The following is a 22,901-nucleotide window of genomic DNA, read 5'->3' on the forward strand; positions in this document are numbered from 1 at the left end:
AAACAGTAAAAAATCAAGTGCGTAATAGGACATCACCAATAATTCAGAATATATTTATATTAATTTGTACATCAATAATAAATCGTTGATACACTTTATAAAAAAGGCCGCCCGTCGGCAGCCCTTTTATATCAATGATGAAAATTACTCAACCGTTACCGATTTTGCCAGATTACGTGGCTGGTCAACGTCAGTGCCCTTAATCAGAGCAACGTGATAGGCCAGCAACTGCAGAGGAACGGTGTAGAAGATCGGTGCAATCACCTCTTCTACATGTGGCATCTCGATGATGTGCATGTTATCACTGCTCACAAAACCAGCATCCTGATCGGCAAAGACATACAACTGACCGCCACGCGCGCGAACTTCTTCAATGTTGGATTTCAGTTTTTCCAGCAATTCGTTGTTCGGTGCGACGACGATAACCGGCATATCCGCGTCAATCAGCGCCAGCGGACCGTGTTTCAGTTCGCCTGCTGCGTAGGCTTCCGCATGAATATAAGAGATCTCTTTCAGCTTCAATGCGCCTTCCAGCGCGATTGGGTACTGATCGCCACGGCCCAGGAACAGCGCGTGGTGTTTGTCAGAGAAATCTTCTGCCAGAGCTTCAATGCGTTTGTCCTGAGACAGCATCTGCTCAATACGGCTCGGTAACGCCTGCAGACCATGCACGATATCATGCTCAATGGAGGCATCGAGACCTTTCAGGCGAGACAGCTTCGCCACCAGCATCAACAACACGGTTAACTGAGTGGTGAATGCTTTGGTGGACGCCACGCCAATTTCCGTACCCGCATTGGTCATCAGCGCCAAATCGGATTCACGTACCAGCGAAGAGCCAGGAACGTTACAGATTGCCAGCGATCCAAGGTAACCCAATTCTTTTGACAGACGCAGACCCGCCAGGGTATCCGCGGTTTCACCGGACTGCGACAGAGTGATCATCAGGCTGTTACGACGCACGGCTGATTTGCGATAGCGGAATTCAGAGGCGATTTCAACATCGCACGGAATACCTGCCAGCGCTTCAAACCAGTAGCGGGAAACCATACCGGAGTTGTAAGAAGTACCACAGGCGAGGATCTGAATATGCTCAACCTTCGACAGCAGTTCGTCGGCGTTCGGTCCCAGCTCGCTCAAATCAACCTGACCGTGGCTGATGCGCCCGGTAAGGGTATTTTTGATCGCGTTCGGCTGTTCGTAGATCTCTTTCTGCATGTAGTGGCGGTAAATACCTTTATCGCCCGCGTCATATTGCAGATTGGATTCGATATCCTGACGTTTCACTTCCGCGCCAGTTTTATCGAAGATGTTTACCGAACGGCGAGTGATTTCCGCAATATCGCCTTCTTCAAGGAAGATAAAGCGACGGGTCACTGGCAACAGCGCCAACTGGTCAGAAGCAATAAAGTTTTCGCCCATGCCCAGGCCAATCACCAGCGGGCTACCAGAACGAGCCGCCAGCAGGGTATCCGGGTGACGGGAGTCCATAATTACCGTACCGTACGCGCCGCGCAGTTGCGGAATAGCACGCAGAACAGCCTCACGCAGAGTACCGCCTTGTTTCAGTTCCCAGTTCACCAGGTGTGCAATCACTTCGGTGTCGGTTTCAGAAACAAAGGTATAGCCACGTGCTTTTAACGCTTCACGCAGCGGTTCATGGTTTTCGATGATGCCGTTATGCACCACCACAATGTGTTCAGAAACATGCGGATGCGCATTCACTTCTGAAGGTTCGCCGTGCGTCGCCCAGCGAGTGTGAGCAATCCCGGTGCCGCCATGCAGAGGATGTTCTTCCGCTGCCTGGGCCAGCATCTGGACTTTACCGAGGCGACGCAGGCGGGTCATATGACCTTCTGCATCTACAACCGCCAGACCGGCAGAGTCATATCCGCGGTATTCCAGACGACGTAAACCTTCAAGAAGGATTTCTGCTACATCACGTTGCGCGATCGCGCCAACAATTCCACACATAGTTTTTGATTCCGATTTATATCGTTGTCGGTCAACCTGTATGCCCGTTTTTCGGGCGCCCCGAGCCTTTGTAGAGAGTGGGGTTATTTTTATAGTTACTGCTTGTGGGCGGGAGATTATGTTATCTCCTCACCCCATATGGCCGGATTACCCAGCCAGAATTACTTTTTCTTTACCGGACGACGCCAGCCTTCTTTTTGCGACTGCGGCACACGGCTGATTGCCAGAGCATTTTCGCCAACATTACGCGTCACAGTTGTACCCGCAGCAATGGTTGCGCCTTTGCCTACCGTTACCGGGGCCACCAGCTGAGTATCGGATCCAACAAACACATCGTCGCCAATAATGGTTTTAAATTTATTCGCACCATCGTAGTTGCAGGTAATGGTTCCTGCGCCGATGTTGACGTTATCGCCAATTTCCGCATCCCCCAGGTAAGTCAGATGACCGGCTTTCGAGCCTTTACCCAGACGCGCTTTTTTCATCTCAACGAAGTTACCGACGTGTGCGCCTTCCAGCAACTCAGCACCAGGACGCAGACGGGCAAACGGGCCAATGGTACAGGCCGCTGCCAGATTCGCATCTTCCACAACGGTATACGGGCTAATTTCGCAATCATCGCCAATCACGCTGTTTTTAATCACGCAACCGGTGCCGATTTTCACGCGATTACCGAGAGTCACGTTGCCCTCGATGATAACGTTAGTATCAATTTCAACATCGCGCCCGTGAGTAAGCGTACCGCGCAGATCAAAACGCGCCGGATCGCGCAGCATAACGCCTGCTAACAGCAGTTTTTCAGCTTGTTCGGATTGATAAACACGCTCCAGACGCGAGAGTTGCAGGCGGTTATTCACGCCTTCTACTTCGCTTAAACGTTGCGGATGAACGGCAACAATTTCACGTCCTTCCTGATACGCCAGCGCAATAATATCGGTGATGTAGTATTCGCCCTGCGCGTTATTGTTGGTCAGTTTAGCCAGCCAGCGTTTCATATCTGCGCCGTTGGCGATCAGAATGCCGGTGTTGATCTCCTGAATCTGACGCTGCTCGTCGGTGGCATCTTTGTGCTCAACAATGCCGGTAACTTTGCCGTTTTCACGGGTGATACGTCCATAACCGGTCGGATCATCCAGTTTAACCGTCAGCAGACCAATGCCACCCTGCGGTTTCGCATCACGCAGGCGCTGGAGTGTTTCAACAGAGATCAGCGGCACGTCGCCGTAGAGCATTAAAATGTCTTCGTCATCGGCAAAAAAAGGTGCGGCTTGCTGCATTGCATGGCCCGTACCCAGCTGTTCTGCCTGAAGCACCCAGTTCAGGTTATCGTCTTTCAGCGCCTGTTTAAGCAGATCGCCGCCGTGACCGTACACCAGGTGAACGTCCGCTGCGCCTAATTCATTCGCAGCATCAATGACATGCTGAACCATCGCTTTCCCGGCAAGGGTATGCAGCACTTTCGGAAGATCGGAATACATGCGCGTGCCTTTACCTGCGGCAAGGATCACTACGCTCATAGCATTATTCAACATACGCGTCCTGACTGTAATTTGAGAACGAATTTAAACCGCTTCACCTTGAAAAAACTACATTTTTTTCATCGTGAAATGGACAGAGGATAAATTGTTCAATAACGGATTATCCCCGCTGACGAAAGTGCCATTTTCGACCATCGTCACGCCTTTTGTCTGCAGAAAATTAAGGCAGTACCTTCATTTAAGCGTCAGGTGGATGTTTTTGCTCTTATTTCGATCAATAAATAAACGGGAAAACCAGCGAATAATTTCGCTGGTTTATACAAGCAGGGTTAATCGCGGGACATGAAAATGCGCAGAACATACCAGAACATGGTAGCGATAGAGGCGAAGAGATGTAGCGCCGCGCCTGCCGGACGATCGGTAGGATAATGATGAATAATATTAGACGTGTCGTACAGCACGAAGCCAGCACACAACAGCACCATTGCCGCCGAGAACCAGACGCCCAGTGAGAATCCCATAAAAATGCTCGCGATAATGGCACCGAAAGCGATAAAGCCCGCCATGGTTAAAAACGAACGCATGAAAGAGAAATCTTTTTTGGTCGTGAAGGCAGTGAATGTCAGACCCCCCACAAGCAGTGCTGTGGTGATGCCCGCCGCGCCAATAATTGCTGGATTAATATACGCTGCCAGTGTCAGTAAAGGTGCAAAAATTAACGCTTCTGCCAGTACGTATATCCCCAGTCCAATCAGTTGGGTCTGATTAGACTCCACATTATCTGCCAGACGAGTCGCCAGCATGCTGACCAGAATAAAAGCACCCAGCACCACCAGCCAACCAAACTGACCACTGTTCATCAGCACCCTAAGCATCATTTTGCCAAGCCCACTAAAGATAAACAGCGCGCTGAGAATGATGAACCCGACAACTGCCCCAGCCAGATGCATATAAGCACGGCGGATAAAGGTGGCGCGATCGGTCATCACAACCGGTTGGACACCTTCAAAAGACGTTTTAAAAGACATAGATATGATCCCTCATATAATTATAGAAATAATAATAACAACAGGGACGATATCACTATGGAGAAAAGGTGACAATTAACGACTTAACAAGACGCTAACTTTTTGATGAATAATATAATTTTTGTATCAATCAGCAAAATACATATAAAAAAGCCAGTCTGTTTCCAGACTGGCTTTTGAGCTTTTCAAGCCGGTGTTACATCGCTTTTTTGGTCAACTCGATAACGCGCAACTGCGCGATCGCTTTGGCCAGTTCCGCAGACGCCTGAGCGTAATCTACGTCGCCGTGAGAGCTGCTAATGTGCTCTTCAGCCTTACGTTTCGCTTCCATGGCTCGCGCTTCGTCGAGATCCTGGCCGCGAATTGCGGTGTCGGCCAGAACGGTCACGTTGCCAGGCTGCACTTCAAGAATGCCGCCAGACAGATAGATAAACTCTTCGTGACCGTGCTGTTTCACGATGCGAATCATACCAGGCTTAATGGCGGTGAGCAGCGGTGCGTGGCCCGGGTAAATGCCCAGTTCACCTTCGCTACCCGTTACCTGGATTTTCTCGACCAGACCAGAGAACATTTGTTGCTCTGCGCTGACGACGTCCAGGTGGTAAGTCATTGCCATATCACCCTCCGATTAAGGCGTTAAAGTTTTTTGGCTTTTTCCACTGCTTCTTCGATGGAACCGACCATGTAGAACGCCTGCTCCGGCAGGTGATCGTATTCGCCTTCCATGATGCCTTTAAAGCCACGGATGGTGTCTTTCAGGGAGACGTATTTACCCGGAGAACCGGTGAATACTTCTGCCACGAAGAACGGCTGGGACAGGAAGCGCTGGATCTTACGAGCACGCGCTACCACCAGTTTGTCTTCTTCAGACAGTTCATCCATACCCAGGATGGCGATGATGTCTTTCAGTTCCTGATAACGTTGCAGGATGGACTGAACGCCACGCGCGGTGTCGTAGTGTTCCTGACCAACCACCAGCGGGTCCAGCTGACGGCTGGTAGAGTCCAGCGGGTCAACGGCCGGGTAGATACCCAGAGACGCGATCTGACGGCTCAGTACCACGGTTGCGTCAAGGTGCGCAAAGGTGGTTGCCGGAGACGGGTCAGTCAAGTCATCCGCAGGTACGTATACCGCCTGTACGGAGGTGATAGAACCAGTTTTGGTGGAGGTGATACGTTCCTGAAGAACGCCCATCTCTTCCGCCAGGGTCGGCTGATAACCTACCGCTGAAGGCATACGGCCCAGCAGTGCGGATACTTCCGTACCGGCCAGGGTGTAACGATAGATGTTGTCAACGAACAGCAGAACGTCACGACCTTCGTCACGGAATTTCTCAGCCATGGTCAGGCCGGTCAGTGCAACGCGCAGACGGTTTCCCGGCGGCTCGTTCATCTGGCCATATACCAGGGATACTTTGTCGATAACGTTGGAGTCGGTCATTTCGTGGTAGAAGTCGTTACCCTCACGAGTACGTTCACCTACGCCCGCAAACACAGAGTAACCGGAGTGCTCGATCGCGATGTTACGGATCAGCTCCATCATGTTTACAGTTTTACCTACACCCGCACCACCGAACAGACCGACTTTACCGCCCTTAGCGAACGGACACATCAGGTCGATAACTTTGATACCGGTTTCCAGCAGTTCCTGAGAGTTTGACAGCTCTTCGTAGGAAGGTGCTGCGCGGTGAATCGCCCAACGCTCTTCTTCACCGATCTCGCCTTTCATGTCGACCGGTTCACCCAGTACGTTCATGATACGGCCCAGAGTCGCTTTACCGACCGGGACTTCGATCGGGTGTTCGAGGTCTTTTACATCCAGACCGCGACGCAGACCGTCGGAGGAACCCATTGCGATGGTACGCACGATACCGCCCCCGAGCTGCTGCTGAACTTCCAGCACCAGACGCTCATTACCATTTTGCACCTCAAGAGCATCGTACACGCGCGGTACGGCATCCTGAGGGAATTCGACGTCAACTACGGCGCCGATTACCTGGACAATCTTTCCAGTAGCCATCTTAAATCCTCTACGAAATAACCTGTTTAAACCGCGGCGGCCCCCGAGACGATCTCGGTGAGTTCCTGAGTAATGCTGGCCTGACGAGCTTTGTTGTATACCAACTGCAGCTCTTTAATCAGGCTGCCGCCATTGTCGGTCGCGGCTTTCATCGCCACCATACGGGCGGCCTGCTCGCTGGCCAGGTTTTCAACCACGCCCTGATAAACCTGAGATTCGACATAACGACGCAGCAGGGTATCCAGCAACGCCTTCGGATCGGGTTCGTACAGGTAATCCCAGGATTTATGTTTCAGATCATCATCATCTGATGCCGGTAACGGCAGCAGCTGGCTGATGGTCGGAACCTGAGACATGGTGTTAATAAATTTGTTGCTGACAATGTAAAGCTTGTCCAGACGGCCTTCGTCGTAGGCCTGCAACATCACTTTTACCGGACCGATCAGTTCGGACAGGGAAGGGTTATCCCCCATGCCGGTGACCTGGGCAACAACATTGCCGCCCACGGAGTTGAAGAACGACACGCCTTTTGAGCCGATCATTGCGAGGTCGCATTGAACGCCTTTGTCGGTCCAGGTCTTCATTTCCGCCAGCAGTTTTTTGAACAGGTTAATGTTCAAACCACCGCACAAACCACGGTCGGTCGACACCACCAGGTAGCCCACGCGTTTAACGTCGCGGTCTTCCAGGTATGGGTGCTTATATTCCAGATTACCGTGTGCAAGGTGACCAATCACTTTGCGCATGGTTTCTGCATAAGGACGGCTGGCCGCCATGCGATCCTGCGATTTACGCATTTTGGAAGCGGCGACCATCTCCATCGCTTTAGTGATCTTTTGCGTGTTCTGGACGCTTGCGATCTTACTACGTATCTCTTTTGCGCCGGCCATGAGCTTCTCCTCAATGCCTTGCGGCCTGCCCTAAGGCAAGCCGCCAGACGTTACCAGGATTGGGTTGCTTTGAAGGAATCGAGGATGCCTTTCAGCTTGCCTTCGATTTCGTCGTTGTAGCCACCGGTCTGGTTGATCTCTTGCATCAACGGAGCGTGATCACGGTCGACGTAAGCCAGCAGAGCGGCTTCGAAGCTGCCGATTTTCGACAGTTCAACATCCGCCAGGTAACCACGTTCTGCTGCGAACAGAACCAGAGACTGTTGCGCTACGGACATCGGCGCATACTGTTTCTGTTTCAGCAGTTCGGTCACTTTCTGACCGTGGTCAAGCTGCTTACGTGTTGCATCGTCAAGGTCGGATGCAAACTGAGAGAACGCTGCCAGTTCACGATACTGTGCCAGAGCGGTACGGATACCACCGGACAGTTTTTTCATGATCTTGGTCTGTGCTGCACCACCAACACGGGATACGGAAATACCCGGGTTAACCGCAGGACGAATACCGGCGTTGAACAGGTTGGTTTCCAGGAAGATCTGACCATCGGTAATGGAGATTACGTTAGTCGGAACGAACGCAGAAACGTCACCCGCCTGAGTTTCGATAATCGGCAGCGCGGTCAGAGAACCGGTTTTCCCTTTCACTTCACCTTTGGTGAAGGCTTCAACGTATTCGGCGTTAACACGCGCAGCACGCTCCAGCAGACGAGAGTGGAGGTAGAATACGTCGCCCGGGAATGCTTCACGTCCTGGCGGACGACGGAGCAGCAGGGAGATCTGACGGTAAGCAACAGCCTGTTTAGACAGGTCATCGTAAATGATCAGCGCATCTTCACCGCGGTCACGGAAGTATTCACCCATTGCGCAACCGGCATACGGCGCCAGGTATTGCAGTGCAGCGGATTCAGACGCGGTTGCTACCACAACGATGGTGTTAGCCAGTGCGCCGTGCTCTTCCAGTTTACGTACCACGTTAGAAATAGTGGACGCTTTCTGGCCGATAGCGACATAGATACATTTGATACCGGAATCGCGCTGGTTAATGATGGCATCGATTGCCAGTGCGGTTTTACCGGTCTGACGGTCACCGATGATCAATTCACGCTGACCACGACCGATTGGGATCATGGAGTCAACGGCTTTATAACCGGTCTGTACCGGCTGATCTACGGACTGACGTTCGATAACGCCCGGGGCGATAGCTTCTACAGCAGAGAAGCCGTCGTGATCCAGCGGACCTTTACCGTCGATTGGTGCACCCAGAGTGTTAACCACACGGCCCAGCAGGCCACGGCCAACCGGAACTTCCAGGATACGGCCAGTACACTTAACTTTCATGCCTTCGGCAAGGTCAGCGTACGGACCCATAACAACCGCACCTACAGAGTCACGCTCGAGGTTCAGTGCGATAGCGTAACGGTTACCCGGCAGGGAGATCATTTCACCCTGCATACAATCGGCCAGGCCGTGGATGCGGATAACACCGTCACTTACAGAAACAATAGTACCTTCGTTGTGAGCTTCACTCACAACATTGAACTGAGCAATGCGCTGCTTGATCAGTTCGCTGATTTCGGTGGAATTCAGTTGCATGCTCCAGTCCCCTTAAGACTGCAAGACGTCTGCAAGGCGCTCAAGACGACCGCGTACGCTGCCATCAATGACCATATCACCCGCTCGGATGATAACGCCTGCCATTACAGACTTATCGATTTTGCAATTCAGCTTAACTTTGCGTGACAGACGTTTTTCCATCGCAGCAGAAATTTTCGCGAGCTGTTGTTCACTCAACGCGGCAGCGGAAATGACGTCTACCTCAGCGGTAGCCTCACTCACAGCACGCAGGTGAATAAACTGCTCCAGAACATCCGGGAGCGCATTAAGACGACCATTTTCAGCCATAACCCGAATCAGGTTCTGACCGTTTTCGTCCAGTTGCTCACCACAAACTGCGATAAACGACTCGGCGAGCGTTTCTGGCGCAAGCGCGCCAGAGAGAAGCTCTGCCATTTGTTCGTTTTTGGTTACCTCGGCGGCAAACGCCAGCATGTCCTGCCAGCGTTCTACACTTTGGTGTTCGACGGCAAAGTCAAAAGCTGCTTTGGCGTAGGGGCGAGCTACCGTAATAAATTCAGACATCAGCCCCTCCCTCCTTACAGTTCAGCGACAAGTTTATCCACGATGTCGCTGTTAGCAGCTTCATCCACGGAACGTTCGATGATCTTCTCGGCGCCAGCAACAGCCAGGATAGCAACTTGCTTACGCAGCTCTTCACGGGCACGTTTACGCTCGGCTTCAATTTCCGCCTGCGCCTGGGCCACGATTTTAGTACGTTCCTGCTCTGCTTCAGCTTTAGCTTCGTCCAGAATCTGCGAGCGGCGTTTGTTCGCCTGCTCGATGATTACCTGGGCTTCCGCTTTCGCTTTTTTCAGCTGGTCGGTCGCGCTGGCCTTTGCAAGGTCAAGGTCCTTATGTGCTCGTTCTGCGGAAGCAAGGCCGTCAGCAATTTCTTTTTGACGTTTTTCGATGGCTGCCATTAATGGCGGCCATACGTACTTCATGCAGAACAGAACGAACAGGACAAACGCGATGGCCTGGCCGAGGATTGTTGCGTTAAGATTCACAGCACAATGCCTCTATTTAGTTAACGTTCTGATATTGCTCTTTAAATAAAAGCAACGCTTACTACGCGACAGCGAACATCACGTACAGACCCAGACCTACAGCGATCATCGGGATAGCATCCACCAGACCCATAACGATAAAGAACTGAGTACGCAGCAGAGGAATCAGATCAGGTTGACGCGCTGCGCCTTCCAGGAATTTACCCCCGAGGATGCCGATACCGATCGCAGCACCGATTGCCGCCAGACCCATCATCACAGCGGCAGCCATGTACAGCAGATCCATATTCAGGTTTTCCATGACAGTCTCCAGTTTGTTTCAGTTAAAACGTAGTAGTGTTGGTAAATTAATGTTCTTCAGACGCCATCGACAGATAGACGATCGTCAGAACCATGAAGATGAAGGCTTGCAGCGTAATGATCAGGATGTGGAAAATGGCCCACGGCACATTCAGGATCCACTGTGACCACCACGGCAACAGACCAGCAATCAGAATGAAAATCAGCTCACCGGCATACATGTTACCGAACAGTCGCAAACCGAGTGAAACTGGTTTGGACAGCAGGCTTACCCCTTCAAGGATTAAGTTGACAGGAATGAACGCCCAGTGATTGAACGGCTGCAGCGTCAACTCTTTCGTGAAGCCGCCGATGCCTTTCATTTTGATGCTGTAGAACAGAATCAGGATAAATACGCCCAGTGCCATAGACAGCGTTACGTTCACGTCCGCAGACGGAACCACACGCAGTGCCGGCAGACCCAGTACATGTTCAGCGATGTACGGCAGCAGATCGATAGGCAGTAAGTCCATCAAGTTCATCAGGAATACCCAGACGAAAATCGTCAGGGCCAGCGGAGCAATCAGCTTGCTTTTGCCATGGTACATGTCTTTCACGCTACCATTAACAAAGCCGATCACCAGCTCAATCGCGGTCTGAAACTTACCTGGCACGCCGCTGGTCGCCTTTTTGGCTACACTACGGAATAAAACCAGGAACAACAGACCCAGCACCACCGAGAAGAACATGGAGTCAATATTGATTGTCCAGAAGGTGGCTGGGGGGTTATGCGGATCCACCAGCGAGAATGTACGCAGGTCCAGCTGAAGGTTATTCAGGTGGTGTCCTATGTAATCCTGCGGCGTCATATTTTCTGAAGCCATGATGCCTTTTACCCTTTGTTGTTAATTACAGCCGGTGCCAGTATCTGAACCACCAGCACCAAAACCCACGTAACGATCAGCGGCAAGAATACCGCCTTTAAAACCGCCAACGCCACCACCAGTAACACCAACATCGCCAGAACTTTGAAAGCTTCGCCAAATGCGAATGTCCAGGCCACCCGGCCTTTCGCTGGTGTATGTGCCTGGTGACGCCAGGCAAATATCATAAACAAAACGTTAGGCAGAAAGACTGCCAGGCCTCCACTTAATGCAGAGACGCCCCAGAAGGGGTCTTTGAGGCTGAACAGCAATCCACTTGCTATCACCACCAGTAACTGAACGAGCAGAAGCTTCCGAGCAACGTTTCGACTCACGAGCGACACAGACATCACGTTTTTCACTCCTGCTCCCTTCGAGGTATGCCGCGTGTCGTATAAAACTTTCTTTAAGGCTTAGAGTCAAGCATCAAAAAGCGGTCAAATTATACGGTGCGCCCCCGTGATTTCAAACAATAAGTAGCCAAAAGGTGAATAAATGTTTAAATATTTTTCCAGTGCATACAATTGCGACTTTTCTGCTAACGCTGTTCGATCATGAAAAACTGTAAATAACGCGTAAACACTGGCGATAAAGCGTGCTTCAGATCACATATTGAGCATGTTCGCGCACAGCATATTTATTTACTTGGCAAATGATGCCATTGCAAGTTTATGATATTTAAGTCCAAAAACAGACACTCTTTTAATAAGTGACATTTACACAACAAAAACCACCCATTGACATTTTTAATAATGTTTTAACAGATGATTATGGTTCTTAGCGCCGATTTTTAGCAGCCTGATATTTTCACTGCTGACTTATTTTCTGCTTACCCAAAAAAGCCACGTTAGCTCGTTGATGCAAAAGAGTGAACGTGGCGTTAAATGTAACCAGTTATATCAGTAGAAAACCTGGTTGTTGTTAACAGTCTAACCGGTCATTTTTTTATGTTTTTTTTGATAAAAATTAAATTTTATTTGCTTTAATCACCACCAGATGACGTTCGCCATCCAGGGCCGGAACGTGAAGTTTAACCACTGATTCGACCTGATATTCTTCGGGCAACAAAGCGATTTCATCTTCCGGTATTTGGCCTTTCAGCGCGTAGAAACGACCTTGCTCACCAGGAAGATGGTGGCACCAGCTCACCATATCGTTCAAAGAGGCAAAGGCGCGGCTAATTACGCCATCAAATGGCGGCTCAGAAGGAAACTCTTCTACCCTGCTCTGTACTGGCTCAATATTCTCCAGTTTAAGCTCATGTTGCACCTGACGAAGGAAACGCACGCGTTTACCAAGGCTATCCAACAACGTGAAATGGGCTTCAGGACGCACGATAGAGAGTGGAATGCCAGGCAGTCCTGGTCCGGTGCCGACATCGATAAACCGATCACCTTGCAGATACGGTGCCACCACAATGCTATCGAGAATATGGCGTACCAGCATCTCATTAGGATCGCGGACCGAAGTCAGGTTGTACGCTTTATTCCATTTATGCAGCATATTCACGTAGGCAATTAGCTGGTTTTTCTGGTGATCGGTAAGCGAAATTCCTGCGTCTTTCAGCAGAGAGGAGAGTTTGTTGAGCACGGTGATTACCTGTTCTTGATGCGTAGCCCGGTAAGCGGGTGCTTACCAGGCATTTTTAATGCGTTATGCGCTACGACGCAGCATACCCTGTTTTTTTAGCCACACCAGTAGAATGGAGATGGCAGCAGGCGTGACGCCAGAAATACGCGAAGCCTGACCGATAGAAGCCGGTTTGTGATCGTTAAGTTTGGCGATCACTTCGTTAGAAAGACCGGATACCTGGCGGTAATCCAGCGTCGCTGGCAGCAAGGTATTCTCGTTACGCTGCTGCTTTTCGATCTCATCTTGTTGGCGCGCAATATAACCTTCGTATTTAACCTGAATCTCAACCTGTTCCGCCGCCTGTTCGTCTGTCAACGCAGGGGCAAAAGGCGCCAGCATGGTTAATTTTTCATAAGTCATTTCCGGACGACGCAGCAGATCTTCACCACTGGCTTCACGGGAAAGCGGCGCAGTCAGGTGAGCATTCACTTCGGCTGCAGCTTCCGCCGACGGGGTTACCCATGTCGATTTCAGACGCTGACGCTCACGCTCGATGTTCTCAAGCTTCTCGTTAAAGCGCGCCCAACGTTCGTCATCCACCAGGCCCAGTTCACGACCGATTTCAGTCAAACGCAGATCTGCATTATCTTCGCGCAGCATCAGGCGATATTCTGCACGCGAGGTAAACATACGATACGGTTCTTTGGTTCCTAAAGTGCACAGGTCATCAACCAGTACGCCGAGATACGCCTGAGAACGCGCCGGAGCCCAACCTTCTTTGTCAGCAGACAGACGGGCAGCGTTAAGACCGGCCAGCAAACCTTGCGCAGCGGCTTCTTCGTAACCGGTAGTGCCGTTAATCTGACCAGCAAAGAACAGCCCCTGGATAAACTTGCTCTCCAGCGTCGGTTTCAGGTCGCGTGGATCGAAGAAGTCATACTCAATGGCATAACCCGGACGCACGATCTTCGCGTTTTCCATCCCCTGCATGGAGCGGACGATTTGCATCTGCACATCGAACGGCAGGCTGGTGGAGATACCGTTCGGATAAATTTCGTTAGAGGTCAGCCCTTCCGGTTCAAGGAAGATCTGATGCTGATTTCTGTCGGCGAAGCGCATGACTTTGTCTTCGATCGACGGGCAGTAGCGTGGGCCGACACCTTCGATCACCCCTGCGTACATTGGGCTACGATCGAGGTTACTGCGGATCACGTCATGGGTTTTCTCGTTGGTATGGGTGATATAACACGGCACCTGCTGTGGATGCTGGGACGCATTGCCCATAAACGAGAATACCGGCATTGGGTTATCGCCATGCTGTTGCGCCAGCACGCTAAAGTCGATGGTTCGAGCATCAATACGCGGCGGTGTCCCGGTTTTCAGACGACCAACGCGCAGCGGCAGTTCACGCAAACGGCGAGAAAGCGGAATGGACGGCGGATCACCAGCACGGCCACCGCTGTAGTTATCCAGACCGATATGAATTTTACCGTCGAGGAACGTCCCAACGGTGAGCACGACGGCTTTGGCACGGAACTTCAGTCCCATTTGGGTAACAGCACCGACCACGCGATCGTTTTCGACAATAAGATCTTCAACCGCCTGCTGGAAGATCATCAGGTTCGGTTGGTTCTCCAGCGCCGTACGTACCGCCTGACGGTAGAGCACACGATCCGCCTGAGCTCGGGTAGCGCGAACTGCCGGTCCCTTGCTTGCGTTTAGTATCCTAAACTGGATACCCGCCTGATCGATCGCTTTAGCCATCAGGCCGCCGAGTGCATCCACTTCTTTTACCAGATGTCCCTTCCCAATACCGCCGATCGCCGGGTTGCAGCTCATCTGCCCCAGAGTGTCGATATTGTGTGTCAAAAGCAGAGTCTGTTGACCCATACGCGCCGCGGCCATCGCGGCCTCGGTGCCTGCATGACCCCCGCCAATGATGATGACGTCAAAAGGATCCGGATAAAACATGGTGATTGCCTCGCATAACGCGGTATGAAAATGGATTGAAGCCCGGGCCGTGGATTCTACTCAACTTTGTCGGCTTGAGAAAGACCTGGGATCCTGGGTATTAAAAAGAAGATCTATTTATTTAGAGATTTGTTCTATTGTGATCTCTTATTAGGATCGCACTTCCCTGTGGATAACAAAGATCCGGCGTTTAAGATCAACAACCTGGAAAGGATCATTAACTGTGAATGATCGGTGATCCTGGACCGTATAAGCTGGGATCAGAATGAGGGGTTATACACAACTCAAAAACTGAACAACCGTTGTTCTTTGGATAACTACCGGTTGATCCAAGCTTCCTGACAGAGTTATCCACAACAGATCGCACGATCTGTATACTTATTTGAGTAAATTAATCCACGATCCCAGCCATTCTTCTGCCGGATCTTCCGGAATGTCGTGATCAAGGATGTTGATCTTCAGTGTTTCGCCTGTCTGTTTTGCACCGGAATTTTTGAGTTCTGCCTCGAGTTTATCGATAGCCCCACAAAAGGTGTCATATTCACGACTGCCAATACCGATAGCGCCAAAGCGGACCGCAGAAAGATCGGGCTTCTGTTCCTGCAATGCTTCATAGAAAGGAGAAAGGTTGTCCGGAATATCTCCGGCACCGTGGGTTGAGCTGATAACCAGCCAGATCCCCGAGGCAGATAAATCTTCCAACAGCGGACCGTGCAGCGTTTCGGTGGTAAAACCCGCCTCTTCCAGCTTTTCAGCCAAGTGTTCTGCTACATATTCGGCACCGCCGAGGGTGCTGCCGCTGATAAGAGTGATATCTGCCATAAACCGCCACCTTTATTAAGAGTGGCGTATTGTACGCTGTGAACGCGTTGGGATCTACCTGTGGAAAAGTATGGGATTAAAAAAGCCGATCATGGCTTAATGGTACGCATGATCGGGTTCTGCAGGACGATCAGTGTCTCAGTGGACTGAATTTCATCAATTGTTTGGATCTTGTTGATAAGTACATGCTGGAGAGCATCGATCGAACGGCACATCACTTTGATAAAGATGCTGTAGTGGCCAGTTGTGTAATAGGCTTCAGTGACTTCATCGAGGCTTTCCAGCTTTGCCAGCGCGGAAGGATAGTCTTTGGCGCTCTTTAATATAATGCCGATAAAGCAGCCTACGTCATAACCGAGCTGCTTCGGGCTGACATCAATACGTGCCCCGGTAATGATCCCCGCCTGCTTCATTTTCTCTACACGAACGTGAATCGTCCCCGGACTGACGCCAAATTGTTTCGCCAGTTCGGCGTAAGCGGTACGCGCATTACCCATTAATGCTTCCAGGATGCCGCGGTCCAGATTGTCGATCAGATAATTTTCCATAGGATTTTCTTATGCAGATTGAAGAATCACTCTATTTTAGCCTTCTTTTTTAATGAATCAAAAGTGTGTGAGGCTTTTTATTGAATGATTATTGCATGTGTGTCGGTTTTTGTTGCTTAATCATAAGCAACAGGACGCAGGAGTATAAAAAATGAAAACCGCTTACATTGCCAAACAACGTCAAATTAGCTTCGTGAAATCTCACTTTTCTCGTCAACTGGAAGAACGTCTGGGGCTGATCGAAGTCCAGGCGCCGATTCTTAGCCGTGTGGGGGATGGCACGCAGGATAACTTGTCGGGCTGTGAAAAAGCGGTGCAGGTAAAAGTGAAAGCTCTGCCTGATGCCCAGTTCGAAGTGGTTCATTCACTGGCGAAGTGGAAACGTCAGACCTTAGGGCAACATGACTTCAGCGCGGGCGAAGGGCTATACACGCACATGAAAGCCCTTCGCCCCGATGAAGACCGTCTTTCCCCGCTGCACTCGATCTATGTAGACCAGTGGGACTGGGAGCGCGTAATGGGCGACGGCGAGCGTCAATTCTCGACTCTGAAAAGCACGGTAGAGGCGATCTGGGCGGGAATTAAAGCAACCGAAGCTGCAGTTAGCGAAGAGTTTGGCCTGGCACCGTTCCTGCCGGATCAGATCCACTTCGTACACAGCCAGGAGTTACTGGCTCGTTATCCGGATCTCGATGCCAAAGGACGTGAGCGGGCGATTGCGAAAGATCTTGGCGCTGTATTCCTCGTCGGGATTGGCGGCAAGTTGAGTGATGGTCATCGTCACGACGTGCGCGCACCGGATTATGATGACTGGAGCACCCCGTCAGAGCTGGGCCATGCGGGTCTGAACGGCGATATTCTGGTATGGAACCCGGTACTGGAAGATGCGTTTGAGCTTTCTTCCATGGGGATCCGCGTGGATGCCGATACGTTGAAACATCAGCTGGCGCTGACCGGTGATGAAGATCGTCTGCAGCTGGAGTGGCATCAGGCGCTGCTGCGCGGTGAAATGCCGCAGACCATCGGCGGCGGTATCGGGCAGTCTCGTTTGACCATGCTGCTGCTGCAACTGCCACATATCGGCCAGGTTCAGTGTGGTGTATGGCCGGCAGCTGTTCGCGAGAGCGTCCCTTCTCTGCTGTAATTGTTTATCGCCGCCAGCGTCTGAGCAGGCGGCTTCGCATCCCGGTATCAAAGCGCCAGATATGATCGAAAATGCGCATGATGCCGGGTTTGCCATGTGCCGACATCGCCACGGCATGAAAGCGATGCTGATGTACCCGCTGCAACTCTTTCACTTTGCTCGTCACGTCGTCAGGCAACCGCTGGGCGATAAAATCAGAAATCACCACCGCATCGGCGTCAAACCACTCCCGACTTTGCAAGCGTTCCATAATGGCGCGGAAACAACTGGCAAGATCGGTACCGCCACGAAACTGCTGGCTTAAAAAACGGATTGCTTGTTCGATGCCTTGTGGGCCTGAAAGCTCATAACGGACGATCTCGGTGGAAAATAACATAATAAAGCAGCGACGATTTTCAGCGAGGGCTATGCGCATCAATGCCAGACAGAACGCTTTCGCACACTGTTCATTAAAGCCGCCCATTGAGCCGGAAGTATCCACGCAGACAATAAACGGTCCGCGCGGCTGTTCGTCGTAATCTTTATGAACTACCGGGCGTTCGATAACTTTTTCACGCCACGACTCACCGTGAAGGCGATAGGTGAGCAATTGTTTTTCCACCAGCCGACGATAAAACTCATATTCCAGTTCCGTTATCCCCAGCGTCGCCAATTCCGGTGGTAGAAGGCGTAAAATATCGTCGCTTTGTTGCAGTCCATCAACCTGCTCAGGAACGGTCGCCGGTTCGCGCACCATGGTACGGAAGGTTTCCATCTGCGCATCGTTACGGGGTATCGATTTGGCTTCCCGGGAACGCCCCAGTTGGTCTGCCAGTCGTTTCAGTTCCGGCTGTTCGTTAAGAAATTCACCGTATTTCACAATCAACTGATAGTCGCCACGTTTAAGCTGACCGGCGCTCATATCCCACAGACGACCAGCTGCGGTATTATTATCTGCGAGAATCGGTTCAAGTTGCCCGCTCAGCGTCATGCGTTCCTGAACTTCACTCAACAGTTGTTCGCGTTCTTCTTCTAATAGCTGTTGATTTAACGTCGTTGCTTGCACGATCAGACTTAAACGCCAACGCTGGAGAAAAAGTGTGTGTAACGCTGAAGTGATCGTGCTGTTAGCATCAACCAACTGTCGGGCTTGTTCTGCCCATGGGGAATTCAGACGATGCAGTAAGTCCAGGATCTGTGGTAGCTGCACAATAAACTGCGGCGTGGAGAGGAGCTGGCTTTCCTGATAGCACATCACCTCTTCGGTGAGTTCCGGCGGGACTCGGGCATCTTTCAGCCGACTGCGCAGCGCCTCACGCCAGCGGGGAACATCATCAGTGATTGCCGCCTTCAGTCGTGGGAATTTTTCAAAGAAGACTGCCAGCTGCGGTGAGGCCAGCAGCGCGATGATCATCTCTTCGATCAATCCCTCTTCGCTGACGGCCAGCATCACATTAAGCGTATCCAGCGTTAGCATTGTTGTGCCTGGCGAATCTGGGTGCCGACATCCTGTAGGCTGGCTTCAATGCGACCTAACCAGTCGCCAGGGATAAACAGACATTTTTGCTGTTCGCTGAATAAAGCGTGTTGCTTGCGCCAGTCGCTTTCAAGCTCTTCCAGTTGTTGTTTTATTTCACCTGGCAGACCTTCAGCCGATGAACCGGGAAGTGCCAGCGTACTGCCTTGTAAACTTACATCGCGTACGACAAGATGTTGGGCGCTATCAACTTCCAGATTCAGTTTCTGGGCAAAGCCGATACCGTTCAGTTTGCCGCGAATTTCACCACCTCTGCTCAGCCACTGTTCCAGCGCGCTACGCTCAAAGGAGATATGAACCACTTCCATATCATGCAGTTTTAACGGTTTTTGCAGCAGCAGAGTCAGAGTGGAAGCAGTAATGTTAACAGGGAGTTGATACTGCTGACGACGGCTGAAAATGCCGCCCAGACGAATTACCGTTAAGGCTGTTTTATCGCTTTGTTGCTGCTGTAGTTGCAGGTGACGTTGCACAATCGCGCCCAGGCGGGTCAACATCCCTTGCTGTTGCCAGGCATGACCGGTCATCAATACATCAATTTGTTGTTGTATCAAATTCAGGCTTTGCGCGTCATACCACAGGCAATCTTTCAGCAAAATGAGATCTACCGGGGCAACAGCACTGCGACCGCTAAAAAAGGCGCTGGCCTGCAATAAGCGGATCGCTTTTTTCCAGCGACGATCCGAGACATAAGGCGCATCCGGTAATTTATCCAGTTGCTGGCGCAGCATAAAAATCAGCTCAAATACATGATCGGGCAGCGTAATTTCACCAATCTCTTTCTGCCAGCGTTCATATTCTTCATCAGTGACCTGCAAGGAGGCAGGAACCGGATTGTCATTTTCATCCTGTTGACTGGTCAGCATGGAGCGGAAATTCGCTTTATCCTGCACTTTATCTAACCACAGACGAATCAGCATGCGGTCATATAACGCTTCCAGACTGCTGTCTGCTTCCGGCAGCTCGTTGGAGGCCGCCACCAGCAGACGCATCGGGATTTTTTCTACGTGTGCACCGTTGCGGAACTGGCGCTCGTTAATGGCGGTGAGCAAGGTATTAAGAATTGCCGGGCCCGCTTTCCAGATCTCATCCAGAAAGACGATTTCTGCTTCTGGCAGGTAACCGCTGGTTAAACGTTCATAGCGCCCTTCATCTTTTAGCGCCTGAATGGAAAGGGGACCAAAAACTTCTTCCGGCGTGGAGAAGCGGGTCATCAGATATTCAAACGCACGGGCATTCTGAAAGGCGAATTTTAAGCGCCGGGCGATCAAACTTTTGGCAATGCCTGGCGGGCCAAGGAGGAACACACTTTCACCACTTAATGCCGCTAATAAACACAAGCGGATGGCGTGGCTACGTTCATAAAGCCCCTTTTCCAACGAACTGCTCAGGCGGGAAATTCTTTCCGCTAATAAATGAGGGTGAGCCATAATGAAGTGGCGTCCTTTCGTCAAAAGTTCTGCGTAAATTGCGAGTATAGACGTTTCTTGCTGGTGGCTAAAATAGTCTCAAAAGAGGTCTATTTTTCTTTGAGCCAGGTTAATGTGGCCGCATTTAGGAGTACGATTTTGTCGTTAATCGTGCATACTGTGCGCTTTTTTGTGGGCCAAGGGACTAAGCACACATTTCATATTTCAACGAAAGACTAGTCTATGAGCACTGATAATAAGCAATCGTTGCCCGCGATTACCCTCGCGGCGATTGGAGTTGTCTACGGCGATATTGGTACCAGCCCGTTATATACACTTCGTGAATGTTTGTCCGGCCAGTTTGGTTTTGGCGTTGAACGCGATGCCGTGTTTGGCTTTTTATCGCTGATCTTCTGGCTGCTAATCTTTGTGGTTTCCATTAAATATCTCACCTTCGTGATGCGGGCAGATAACGCCGGGGAAGGGGGCATTCTGACGTTGATGTCGCTTGCCGGACGCAATACGTCGGCGCGAACCACATCAATGCTGGTGATTATGGGATTAATCGGCGGCAGCTTTTTCTATGGTGAAGTCGTCATTACACCCGCTATTTCGGTGATGTCTGCCATTGAAGGTCTGGAAATCGTCGCCCCGCAGCTGGATACCTGGATAGTTCCCCTCTCAATCATCGTTCTGACTTTACTGTTTATGATTCAAAAACATGGCACTGCTATGGTCGGTAAGCTGTTTGCGCCTATCATGCTGACCTGGTTTTTGATTCTGGCGGGACTGGGGTTGCGTAGCATTATTGCTAACCCAGAAGTGCTGCATGCGCTGAATCCGATGTGGGCGGTGCATTTCTTCCTTGAATATAAAACGGTTTCGTTTATTGCGTTAGGGGCAGTGGTGCTGTCGATTACCGGTGTCGAGGCGCTGTACGCTGATATGGGGCACTTTGGTAAGTTCCCGATTCGCCTGGCGTGGTTCACCGTCGTATTGCCTTCATTAACTCTTAATTACTTTGGCCAGGGCGCTCTGTTGTTAAAGAACCCGGAAGCGATTAAGAACCCGTTCTTCCTGTTGGCACCGGACTGGGCGCTGATCCCGCTGCTGATCATCGCCGCACTGGCGACGGTAATTGCCTCGCAGGCAGTTATCTCTGGCGTCTTCTCATTGACGCGTCAGGCCGTACGTCTGGGATATTTGTCGCCGATGCGCATTATTCACACCTCCGAAATGGAGTCTGGGCAAATCTATATTCCGTTTGTGAACTGGATGCTCTATGTCGCGGTCGTGATTGTGATTGTCAGCTTTGAGCACTCCAGCAACCTGGCGGCGGCGTACGGGATTGCGGTGACCGGAACCATGGTACTGACGTCTATTCTCTCAACTACCGTGGCACGTCAGAACTGGCACTGGAATAAGTATTTTGTTGCGCTGATCCTGATTGCTTTCCTTTGTGTTGATATTCCATTGTTCACCGCTAACCTCGATAAACTGCTATCAGGCGGCTGGTTGCCACTGAGTCTCGGTACGGTAATGTTTATCGTGATGACGACCTGGAAGAGCGAGCGTTTCCGCTTGCTGCGGCGGATGCATGAACATGGCAACTCTCTGGAAGCGATGATTGCTTCGCTGGAGAAATCACCGCCCGTTCGCGTGCCAGGGACCGCGGTGTATATGTCGCGTGCAATCAACGTCATTCCCTTTGCACTGATGCATAACCTGAAACATAACAAGGTGTTGCATGAGCGGGTGATTCTGTTAACTCTGCGCACTGAAGACGCGCCATATGTCCATAACGTCCGTCGGGTACAGATTGAACAACTGTCGCCCACTTTCTGGCGCGTGGTGGCAAGTTATGGATGGCGGGAAACGCCAAACGTGGAAGAAGTTTTCCACCGCTGTGGTCTGGAAGGATTAAGTTGCCGGATGATGGAAACCTCCTTCTTTATGTCGCATGAATCACTGATCCTCGGCAAACGTCCGTGGTATTTGCGTTTGCGCGGCAAGCTGTATTTGCTGTTGCAACGTAATGCGCTGCGCGCACCGGATCAATTTGAAATCCCGCCAAACAGGGTTATCGAACTGGGTACTCAGGTCGAAATTTAACGCCAGACGCCTCCTTTCTCCATAAGGGGGCGTTTTTGTTTTCATGGTTAATCACCATGTAAAACGTTTCGATGTTGATCACATTTCCGTAACGTCACGATGGTTTTCCCAACTCAGTCAGGATTAAACTGCGGGTCAGCGAAACGTTTCGCTGATGGAGAAAAAAATGAAAAAAGGCACCGTTCTTAATTCTGATATTTCTTCGGTGATCTCCCGTCTGGGACATACCGATACGCTGGTGGTGTGTGATGCTGGTTTACCCATCCCCAAAAGTACAACGCGTATCGATATGGCATTAACCCAGGGGGTACCTTCTTTTATGCAGGTGCTGGGCGTCGTCACAAATGAAATGCAGGTCGAGGCTGCCATTATCGCGGAAGAGATCAAACAACATAATCCGCAACTCCACGAAACGTTGCTCACTCACCTTGAGCAGCTGCAAAAACACCAGGGAAATACCATTGAAATTCGTTACACCACGCATGAACAATTCAAACAACAAACCGCAGAAAGTCAGGCGGTAATTCGCAGCGGAGAATGTTCTCCGTATGCGAATATCATTCTCTATGCTGGCGTGACGTTCTGAGGCCGTC

General features: G+C 50.9%; 21 protein-coding genes. 3 read left to right on the forward strand and 18 right to left on the reverse strand.

Annotated elements, in window-relative coordinates:
* Positions 1-144: 144 nt before the first annotated feature.
* The 16 genes from glmS to asnC all read right to left on the reverse strand — a co-directional run bounded on the left by glmS (position 145) and on the right by asnC (position 16,127).
* The gene (glmS, locus tag QUE74_RS23400) at positions 145-1,974 is read right to left on the reverse strand and encodes a glutamine--fructose-6-phosphate transaminase (isomerizing) (protein ID WP_000334093.1); all 1,830 of its coding nucleotides are present in this window, start codon (positions 1,972-1,974) and stop codon (positions 145-147) included.
* A gap of 161 nt (positions 1,975-2,135) precedes the next feature.
* Positions 2,136-3,506: a bifunctional UDP-N-acetylglucosamine diphosphorylase/glucosamine-1-phosphate N-acetyltransferase GlmU gene (gene glmU, locus QUE74_RS23405; protein ID WP_000933712.1), complete on the reverse strand. Its 1,371-nt coding sequence runs from the start codon at positions 3,504-3,506 to the stop codon at positions 2,136-2,138.
* Positions 3,507-3,781: 275 nt separating this feature from the next.
* The gene (locus QUE74_RS23410; protein WP_000008757.1) at positions 3,782-4,480 is read right to left on the reverse strand and encodes a Bax inhibitor-1/YccA family protein; all 699 of its coding nucleotides are present in this window, start codon (positions 4,478-4,480) and stop codon (positions 3,782-3,784) included.
* Between the two features lie 196 nt (positions 4,481-4,676).
* Entirely contained in the window at positions 4,677-5,096 is a 420-nt protein-coding gene (locus tag QUE74_RS23415; RefSeq protein ID WP_001251965.1) for a F0F1 ATP synthase subunit epsilon, read from the reverse strand.
* 20 nt (positions 5,097-5,116) lie between these two features.
* The gene (atpD, locus tag QUE74_RS23420; protein ID WP_000190506.1) at positions 5,117-6,499 is read right to left on the reverse strand and encodes a F0F1 ATP synthase subunit beta; all 1,383 of its coding nucleotides are present in this window, start codon (positions 6,497-6,499) and stop codon (positions 5,117-5,119) included.
* A gap of 26 nt (positions 6,500-6,525) precedes the next feature.
* Positions 6,526-7,389: a F0F1 ATP synthase subunit gamma gene (gene atpG, locus QUE74_RS23425; RefSeq protein WP_000896498.1), complete on the reverse strand. Its 864-nt coding sequence runs from the start codon at positions 7,387-7,389 to the stop codon at positions 6,526-6,528.
* 50 nt (positions 7,390-7,439) lie between these two features.
* A complete protein-coding gene (gene atpA / locus QUE74_RS23430; protein ID WP_001176745.1) occupies positions 7,440-8,981 on the reverse strand; it encodes a F0F1 ATP synthase subunit alpha in 1,542 nt (513 codons plus the stop codon).
* A 12-nt stretch (positions 8,982-8,993) separates the two neighbouring features.
* Entirely contained in the window at positions 8,994-9,527 is a 534-nt protein-coding gene (gene atpH, locus QUE74_RS23435; RefSeq protein WP_001288587.1) for a F0F1 ATP synthase subunit delta, read from the reverse strand.
* Positions 9,528-9,541: 14 nt separating this feature from the next.
* A complete protein-coding gene (atpF, locus tag QUE74_RS23440) occupies positions 9,542-10,012 on the reverse strand; it encodes a F0F1 ATP synthase subunit B (protein WP_001052219.1) in 471 nt (156 codons plus the stop codon).
* Between the two features lie 61 nt (positions 10,013-10,073).
* Positions 10,074-10,313: a F0F1 ATP synthase subunit C gene (gene atpE, locus QUE74_RS23445; protein ID WP_000429386.1), complete on the reverse strand. Its 240-nt coding sequence runs from the start codon at positions 10,311-10,313 to the stop codon at positions 10,074-10,076.
* A 46-nt stretch (positions 10,314-10,359) separates the two neighbouring features.
* Positions 10,360-11,175: a F0F1 ATP synthase subunit A gene (gene atpB, locus QUE74_RS23450; RefSeq protein ID WP_000135618.1), complete on the reverse strand. Its 816-nt coding sequence runs from the start codon at positions 11,173-11,175 to the stop codon at positions 10,360-10,362.
* A gap of 8 nt (positions 11,176-11,183) precedes the next feature.
* The gene (gene atpI / locus QUE74_RS23455) at positions 11,184-11,564 is read right to left on the reverse strand and encodes a F0F1 ATP synthase subunit I (protein ID WP_000116699.1); all 381 of its coding nucleotides are present in this window, start codon (positions 11,562-11,564) and stop codon (positions 11,184-11,186) included.
* A 616-nt stretch (positions 11,565-12,180) separates the two neighbouring features.
* A complete protein-coding gene (rsmG, locus tag QUE74_RS23460) occupies positions 12,181-12,804 on the reverse strand; it encodes a 16S rRNA (guanine(527)-N(7))-methyltransferase RsmG (protein ID WP_000932851.1) in 624 nt (207 codons plus the stop codon).
* A gap of 63 nt (positions 12,805-12,867) precedes the next feature.
* Complete coding sequence (gene mnmG, locus QUE74_RS23465; protein ID WP_000499783.1) at positions 12,868-14,757, reverse strand: tRNA uridine-5-carboxymethylaminomethyl(34) synthesis enzyme MnmG; 1,890 nt, start codon at positions 14,755-14,757, stop codon at positions 12,868-12,870.
* A 378-nt stretch (positions 14,758-15,135) separates the two neighbouring features.
* On the reverse strand, positions 15,136-15,579 hold the full coding sequence (gene mioC, locus QUE74_RS23470) for an FMN-binding protein MioC (protein ID WP_000763742.1): 444 nt from the start codon (positions 15,577-15,579) through the stop codon (positions 15,136-15,138).
* A gap of 89 nt (positions 15,580-15,668) precedes the next feature.
* Positions 15,669-16,127, reverse strand: a complete 459-nt coding sequence (asnC, locus tag QUE74_RS23475; RefSeq protein ID WP_000432970.1) for a transcriptional regulator AsnC — start codon at positions 16,125-16,127, stop codon at positions 15,669-15,671.
* A gap of 151 nt (positions 16,128-16,278) precedes the next feature.
* Between asnC and asnA the strand changes: the two genes are divergently transcribed.
* Positions 16,279-17,271 (forward strand): aspartate--ammonia ligase, encoded by a 993-nt coding sequence (asnA, locus tag QUE74_RS23480; RefSeq protein WP_000845090.1) that lies wholly within the window; start codon positions 16,279-16,281, stop codon positions 17,269-17,271.
* Between the two features lie 4 nt (positions 17,272-17,275).
* Here asnA and viaA read toward each other — a convergent pair whose 3' ends face one another.
* Both viaA and ravA read right to left on the reverse strand, forming a co-directional pair.
* A complete protein-coding gene (gene viaA / locus QUE74_RS23485; RefSeq protein ID WP_000956610.1) occupies positions 17,276-18,727 on the reverse strand; it encodes an ATPase RavA stimulator ViaA in 1,452 nt (483 codons plus the stop codon).
* Positions 18,721-20,217, reverse strand: coding sequence for an ATPase RavA (gene ravA / locus QUE74_RS23490; RefSeq protein ID WP_001355070.1), 1,497 nt, complete (start codon positions 20,215-20,217; stop codon positions 18,721-18,723). The genes viaA and ravA overlap by 7 nt, the downstream gene beginning before the upstream one ends.
* A 222-nt stretch (positions 20,218-20,439) precedes the next feature.
* Between ravA and kup the strand changes: the two genes are divergently transcribed.
* Entirely contained in the window at positions 20,440-22,308 is a 1,869-nt protein-coding gene (kup, locus tag QUE74_RS23495; protein WP_000102319.1) for a low affinity potassium transporter Kup, read from the forward strand.
* Between the two features lie 166 nt (positions 22,309-22,474).
* Positions 22,475-22,894 carry a D-ribose pyranase gene (rbsD, locus tag QUE74_RS23500; RefSeq protein ID WP_001355071.1) on the forward strand — a complete coding sequence of 140 codons (420 nt, stop codon included), beginning with the start codon at positions 22,475-22,477 and terminating at the stop codon, positions 22,892-22,894.
* Positions 22,895-22,901: the final 7 nt, after the last annotated feature.

This window comes from Escherichia sp. 10290 (assembly GCF_030295155.1).
Taxonomy (GTDB): Bacteria; Pseudomonadota; Gammaproteobacteria; order Enterobacterales; family Enterobacteriaceae; genus Escherichia; species Escherichia coli_F.

What these genes read in the sequence shown, in the direction of transcription:
- glmS (WP_000334093.1), bottom strand. Translation starts at nt 1,974, where the DNA reads ATGTGTGGAATTGTTGGCGCGATCGCGCAACGTGATGTAGCAGAAATC.
- glmU (WP_000933712.1), bottom strand. Translation starts at nt 3,506, where the DNA reads ATGTTGAATAATGCTATGAGCGTAGTGATCCTTGCCGCAGGTAAAGGC.
- QUE74_RS23410 (WP_000008757.1), bottom strand. Translation starts at nt 4,480, where the DNA reads ATGTCTTTTAAAACGTCTTTTGAAGGTGTCCAACCGGTTGTGATGACC.
- QUE74_RS23415 (WP_001251965.1), bottom strand. Translation starts at nt 5,096, where the DNA reads ATGGCAATGACTTACCACCTGGACGTCGTCAGCGCAGAGCAACAAATG.
- atpD (WP_000190506.1), bottom strand. Translation starts at nt 6,499, where the DNA reads ATGGCTACTGGAAAGATTGTCCAGGTAATCGGCGCCGTAGTTGACGTC.
- atpG (WP_000896498.1), bottom strand. Translation starts at nt 7,389, where the DNA reads ATGGCCGGCGCAAAAGAGATACGTAGTAAGATCGCAAGCGTCCAGAAC.
- atpA (WP_001176745.1), bottom strand. Translation starts at nt 8,981, where the DNA reads ATGCAACTGAATTCCACCGAAATCAGCGAACTGATCAAGCAGCGCATT.
- atpH (WP_001288587.1), bottom strand. Translation starts at nt 9,527, where the DNA reads ATGTCTGAATTTATTACGGTAGCTCGCCCCTACGCCAAAGCAGCTTTT.
- atpE (WP_000429386.1), bottom strand. Translation starts at nt 10,313, where the DNA reads ATGGAAAACCTGAATATGGATCTGCTGTACATGGCTGCCGCTGTGATG.
- atpB (WP_000135618.1), bottom strand. Translation starts at nt 11,175, where the DNA reads ATGGCTTCAGAAAATATGACGCCGCAGGATTACATAGGACACCACCTG.
- atpI (WP_000116699.1), bottom strand. Translation starts at nt 11,564, where the DNA reads ATGTCTGTGTCGCTCGTGAGTCGAAACGTTGCTCGGAAGCTTCTGCTC.
- mnmG (WP_000499783.1), bottom strand. Translation starts at nt 14,757, where the DNA reads ATGTTTTATCCGGATCCTTTTGACGTCATCATCATTGGCGGGGGTCAT.
- mioC (WP_000763742.1), bottom strand. Translation starts at nt 15,579, where the DNA reads ATGGCAGATATCACTCTTATCAGCGGCAGCACCCTCGGCGGTGCCGAA.
- asnC (WP_000432970.1), bottom strand. Translation starts at nt 16,127, where the DNA reads ATGGAAAATTATCTGATCGACAATCTGGACCGCGGCATCCTGGAAGCA.
- asnA (WP_000845090.1), top strand. Translation starts at nt 16,279, where the DNA reads ATGAAAACCGCTTACATTGCCAAACAACGTCAAATTAGCTTCGTGAAA.
- viaA (WP_000956610.1), bottom strand. Translation starts at nt 18,727, where the DNA reads ATGCTAACGCTGGATACGCTTAATGTGATGCTGGCCGTCAGCGAAGAG.
- ravA (WP_001355070.1), bottom strand. Translation starts at nt 20,217, where the DNA reads ATGGCTCACCCTCATTTATTAGCGGAAAGAATTTCCCGCCTGAGCAGT.
- kup (WP_000102319.1), top strand. Translation starts at nt 20,440, where the DNA reads ATGAGCACTGATAATAAGCAATCGTTGCCCGCGATTACCCTCGCGGCG.
- rbsD (WP_001355071.1), top strand. Translation starts at nt 22,475, where the DNA reads ATGAAAAAAGGCACCGTTCTTAATTCTGATATTTCTTCGGTGATCTCC.